The following is a 4,849-nucleotide window of genomic DNA, read 5'->3' on the forward strand; positions in this document are numbered from 1 at the left end:
AGCCGCCGTGTCACCACCGATGCCGCCAATCCGCGCGCGACCAATCGCCATGGCCACATCATCAAGTTCAAGGAAGAGGGCAATTCGCCGCTCGCCATGAAGTTCACCTGGGAAATCTTCCTGCTCGCGGGCAGCCCGACCCTGGCCGAGGCCAATCTGAAGGGCGACATCAACGGCGATCCCTTCTCCAGCCCCGACGGCCTGCGGATCGATCCCAAGGGTCGCTTGTGGGTGCAGACCGACGCCAGCACCAGCAGTTCGACGACATCGGTCTTCGGCAATAATGCGATGTATTATGTCGATCAGACCACGAAGAAGTCGACCCGCTTCCTGGTGGGGCCAACCGGTTGCGAAATCACCGGCCTCGCCTACACGCCGGACCTCAAGACCTTCTTCGTGAACATCCAGCATCCGACCGGCAACTGGCCGGTGGCCGGGCAGCAGCCACGCTCCTCGACCATCGTCGTGCGCCGCACGGACGCCAAGCCCGTCGGCAACTAAGATCGGACAAGCCCCTTCCCCTTCGGGGGGAGGGGCTATCGTATATGAAACGGATCCCATTTTTCTTCGTCATGCTGAACTTGTTTCAGCATCCATCGTGCCCCAAAAGCGGCGGCTCGTGAGGAGAAATGGACCCTGAGCCGCAGGCCAGCGCAGCTAAACAAGTTCAGGGTGACGACTTTGGATAGGTTGGGTGCCATATGCGATAGCCGCTGCCCGTCGAGGGTAGGGGCTTTAGACTGGGGGCCTATCGATTACGCCTTCTCCACTCGCTTACCAAACCAACAGCAAAAGGCCCGTTCCCCTAAGGGACGGGCCTTTTGCTGTAACAAAAACCGATCAGGCGTACGGACGAAAAGTCCGCAACGGCTTACTTGATCTTGGCTTCCTTGAACTCGACATGCTTGCGCACGACGGGGTCATATTTTTTGAAGCTGAACTTCTCGGTCTTGGTGCGCGGGTTCTTCTTGGTGACGTAGAAGAAGCCGGTGTCAGCCGTGCTGACGAGGCGAATCTTGACAGTTGCTGGCTTGGCCATGGCCCAAAATCCCTGGTCGAATCATGTAAAAGAAAAAGCGTCCCCCCAAGCGTGTCGAGGAGGGCTGCCCCGTTTCAGCGCCCGCCCTTGGGGCAGATTCGGGTTGATGTCAAGGCTGGGCCATGATCGTCGGCCGCCGTCATGCCGGTTTACGCGGCCTTAACCCCATAAGCGCATGATCGCCATCGGGGCAAGAAGAGGGAAGGCTTCCCATGCGACATGATCCGATGCTGGCCATATTGGCGGACCTGATGCGCCGGGTCGACGGGATTGCGAGCGAACGCGGCCATGTATCCGTGGTGCGCCTGCATGACGAGGTCGACCAGATCCGGCATATCGCCCGCGCCTTTCACCTCGATGCAGTCGAAGGGCTGGCAGGCACGCTCGAATCGGCCCTGTCGCTGCACGGTCTTGGCCCGGTGGTGCTGTCCTATCTTGACCTGATGCGCGACGCGATCGCGACGGAGAGGCCGGTCGCCACCATGATGCCGCCCGTCGCCCGCGCCACGCCGCCTATCGCGCTGCGCGCCTGAACGCGCGCCGCTGATGGACGCCCTGCTGCTTGCCCTGCTTGGCTGCCTGCTCGGCGAAATCGGCGACAAGAGCCAGTTGCTCATTCTCGCTTTGGCGACGCGCTACGACCGCAATGGCGCAGTCATCGCCGGGATCATCGTCGCGGCTACCGCCAATGCGCTGATCTCCGCCTTCGCCGGGGCCTGGATCGGCCCGATGCTGGGCGCGGATGCCCGGCTGCTGTTCCTCGCGCTGTCGGTCCTGTTCCTGGGCGCCGGGCTGCTCTGGCGGGTCAAGATGCCCGACACGCTCACCGGCTGGCCGACCGGCGCGTTCCTGACGACCGCGCTTGGCCTTTTCATCCTGGGTTTCGGCGATGGTCCGCAATTTCTCATCCTGGGCATCGCCACCCGCACGGGCGACCCGGCGCTGGCCGCAATCGGCGGCGCGATCGGCGTCGTCGCGGCGCTGGTGCCCATCGTCCTGCTGCGCGACCGCCTGCTGGCGTCCATCCCTGTGCGCCTCATTCGCGGCGCGGGGGCGGCGATCCTGCTGCTGACGGGCGGCATCATGGCGATTACGGCGCTCGGCCTGCTCTGATCGTTTTCTTTCATAAGGCTGATCGCGTTTTTTGGTGGCACCTTATGGATTGCCGATCATTATATGTTCGAAACCATTTCGCGCAACAGGAGCACATCCATGACAGCCCCCGATCTCAAGACCCCGACCGACCTTAAGAGCAACGAGACCAAGTCCGTTGCGCAGGCGCTGAACGGTGCGCTCGCGGACAGCTATGCGCTCTACCTCAAGACCAAGAATTTCCACTGGCACGTCTCCGGCCCGCATTTCCGCGACTATCATCTGATGTTCGATGAACAGGCCGCCGAAATTCTCGCCACGACCGACCTGATCGCCGAGCGCGTGCGCAAGACCGGCAATGTCACCCTGCGCTCGATCGGCGACATTTCGCGTCACCAGAGCCTCAAGGACAATGACGCCGATTTCGTCAGCCCGGCCGACATGCTCAAGGAATTGCGCGACGACAATCTGGCGCTGGTCGAAGCCTTCCGCGTCGTGAAAGCAGCGGCCGCCGACGCAGGTGACAATGCCACCGAAGGCGTTGTCGATGACTGGACCGACCAGGCCGAACAGCGCGCCTGGTTCCTGTTCGAAGCAGGCCGCGGCGCGTAACAGCAGGCTTGTCGGAGCGCGCACGGGGCATGTCCCTTGCGCGCTTCGACCTTATTCTTCCGTGATCGGCGCGATCGCCAAGATCTCGATCGCGTCCGCCTTCCCAGCAAAATCGACCGTCTCGCCAACGCCCGCGTCCATCATCGCGCGTGCGAGCGGTGAGGAAAAACTGATCCGCCCATCGGCTGGATCGGCCTCGTCATCGCCCACGATCATGACACTCTTGTCCCGCCCATTCAGGCGATAGGTCACACGGCACCCAAAACCCACCGCCTCGCCATCAGCCACCGGCTGCAATTGCGCCGTCGCCCGCCTTGTCCGCCAATAGCGCAACAACCGCTTATGCTTCTTGGCGGCCTCTTCCTCCATGGTGCCGGTATCGACCGCCTCCAGCGTCGCCGCCATCTCCTGCGTCAGCCGCAGCCCCCGCGCCGTCACCCAATTGGGACCGGACGGCAGCGGCAGCTCGAACTTCGGCTCCATATGCTCGTCATCGCCCTCACGGCGAAAGGCGACGCTCATGCCTCAATCCTCATCGAACAACCCAGCAAGCTGCTCCACCATGGTCCCGCCCAATTGCTCGGCGTCCATGATCGTCACCGCCCGCTTATAATAGCGCGTCACATCATGGCCGATGCCGATCGCGACCAGCTGCACCGGCGAGCGGTTCTCGATCCAGTCGATCACCTGCCGCAAATGCCGCTCCAGATAGGTGCCGCTATTGACCGACAGGGTCGAATCATCGACCGGCGCACCATCGGAAATCACCATCAATATGCGCCGTTCCTCCTGGCGCGCGATCAACCGGCTATGCGCCCACAGCAGCGCCTCGCCGTCGATATTTTCCTTCAGCAGCCCCTCGCGCATCATCAAGCCCAGATTCTTGCGCGCCCGCCGCCATGGATCATCGGCCTTCTTGTAGACGATGTGGCGCAGGTCATTGAGCCGTCCCGGCATCGGCGGACGCCCCGCCGCCAGCCACTCCTCGCGCGCCTGCCCGCCCTTCCACGCCCGCGTGGTAAAGCCCAATATCTCGGTCTTGACCCCGCACCGCTCCAGCGTGCGCGCCATGATGTCGGCGCTGATCGCCGCGATGCTGATCGGCCGTCCGCGCATCGAACCTGAATTATCGATCAGCAGCGTCACCACCGTATCGCGAAACTCGGTATCGCGCTCGATCTTGTAGGTCAGCGACCGGGTGGGATCGATGATGACCCGCGCCAGCCGCGCCGCGTCCAGCATCCCCTCATCCTGGTCGAAATCCCACGACCGCGACTGCTGCGCCATCAACCGCCGTTGCAGCCGGTTGGCGAGCTTGGTCACCGCCCCCTGCAAACTGACCAATTGCTGGTCGAGGAAGCCGCGCAGCCGCACCAGCTCATCCTCATCGCACAATTCGTCGGGCGTGACGATCTCGTCATGCTTGAGCGTATAGGCCTTGTAATCGAACCCCGGCGGCAGGTCGGACATGGGCCGATTGGGGCGGACCGGCATCATGCCTTCCTCGCCCATATCGTCCGCGCCCGCATCGCTGTCGGCTTCGAACTCGTCGCTATAGTCGGTCTCACCCTCTTCGGTGTCGCCGCCCTGGTCCTCGGCGCGCGCCTCAGCATTCACATCGCTGTCGCCGGACTCGTCCTGCCCGCTGTCGCCGTCCTCGGACTGATCCTCCTGATCTTCGCCCTCATCCTGTGCCTCAGGCTCGTCCAGATCAGGCGGCACATCGGCGTCGATCAGTTGCAGATGTTCCAGCATCGCGGTAGTCAGCTTCTGGAACGCGCGCTGGTCATCGATCGCCAGCGCCAGCGCATCCAGATCATGCCCGGCCTTGTCCTCGATCCACTGATCGACCATCGCCACGCCCGCCGCGACATCCTTGGGGATCGCCTGTCCGGTCAGCCGTTCGCGCACCTTGAGCGCCAGCGCGGTGGACAAGGGCACCTCGTCGGCCGACCGCGCCCGGCGGATCGCATCGGATTTCAGCCGCATGTCCAACGCATGGTTGAGGTTGGCGCGCACCCCCGCCATCGCCCGCGACCCGATCGCCTCGACCCGTGCCTGCTCGACCGCATCGAACACCGCCCGCGCCACCGCCTCGCCGGGCGC

7 protein-coding genes are annotated in these 4,849 nt (G+C 63.4%); 4 read left to right on the forward strand and 3 right to left on the reverse strand.

Annotation, left to right across the window (positions count from 1 at the left end; translation table 11 throughout):
• Positions 1 to 501, forward strand: a 501-nt coding sequence (locus tag IL54_RS01075) for a PhoX family protein (RefSeq protein WP_156106051.1), incomplete at its 5' end; no start/stop codon positions are given.
• A gap of 370 nt (positions 502 to 871) precedes the next feature.
• Here the strand turns inward: IL54_RS01075 and rpmG are convergent.
• Entirely contained in the window at positions 872 to 1,039 is a 168-nt protein-coding gene (gene rpmG, locus IL54_RS01080) for a 50S ribosomal protein L33 (RefSeq protein WP_037472289.1), read from the reverse strand.
• A gap of 212 nt (positions 1,040 to 1,251) precedes the next feature.
• Here rpmG and IL54_RS01085 point away from each other — a divergent pair, with 212 nt between their 5' ends.
• From IL54_RS01085 to IL54_RS01095, 3 genes are all read left to right on the forward strand, one after another.
• A complete protein-coding gene (locus tag IL54_RS01085) occupies positions 1,252 to 1,572 on the forward strand; it encodes a hypothetical protein (protein ID WP_037472290.1) in 321 nt (106 codons plus the stop codon).
• Positions 1,573 to 1,585: 13 nt separating this feature from the next.
• Entirely contained in the window at positions 1,586 to 2,152 is a 567-nt protein-coding gene (locus IL54_RS01090; RefSeq protein ID WP_037472291.1) for a TMEM165/GDT1 family protein, read from the forward strand.
• A 99-nt stretch (positions 2,153 to 2,251) separates the two neighbouring features.
• Entirely contained in the window at positions 2,252 to 2,743 is a 492-nt protein-coding gene (locus IL54_RS01095) for a Dps family protein (RefSeq protein ID WP_037472525.1), read from the forward strand.
• Positions 2,744 to 2,794: 51 nt separating this feature from the next.
• On the opposite strand, the gene IL54_RS01100 is transcribed toward IL54_RS01095, so the two are convergent.
• Positions 2,795 to 3,265, reverse strand: a complete 471-nt coding sequence (locus IL54_RS01100) for a GreA/GreB family elongation factor (protein WP_037472293.1) — start codon at positions 3,263 to 3,265, stop codon at positions 2,795 to 2,797.
• 3 nt (positions 3,266 to 3,268) lie between these two features.
• On the reverse strand, positions 3,269 to 4,849 hold a 1,581-nt coding region (gene cobT, locus IL54_RS01105), incomplete at its 5' end, for a cobaltochelatase subunit CobT (RefSeq protein WP_037472528.1).

Origin of the sequence: Sphingobium sp. ba1 (assembly GCF_000743655.1) — a bacterium.
Lineage (GTDB): Bacteria > Pseudomonadota > Alphaproteobacteria > Sphingomonadales > Sphingomonadaceae > Sphingobium.

Excerpts from the sequence above, each read along its gene's own strand:
- rpmG (WP_037472289.1), bottom strand. The coding sequence starts at position 1,039 with ATGGCCAAGCCAGCAACTGTCAAGATTCGCCTCGTCAGCACGGCTGAC.
- IL54_RS01085 (WP_037472290.1), top strand. The coding sequence starts at position 1,252 with ATGCGACATGATCCGATGCTGGCCATATTGGCGGACCTGATGCGCCGG.
- IL54_RS01090 (WP_037472291.1), top strand. The coding sequence starts at position 1,586 with ATGGACGCCCTGCTGCTTGCCCTGCTTGGCTGCCTGCTCGGCGAAATC.
- IL54_RS01095 (WP_037472525.1), top strand. The coding sequence starts at position 2,252 with ATGACAGCCCCCGATCTCAAGACCCCGACCGACCTTAAGAGCAACGAG.
- IL54_RS01100 (WP_037472293.1), bottom strand. The coding sequence starts at position 3,265 with ATGAGCGTCGCCTTTCGCCGTGAGGGCGATGACGAGCATATGGAGCCG.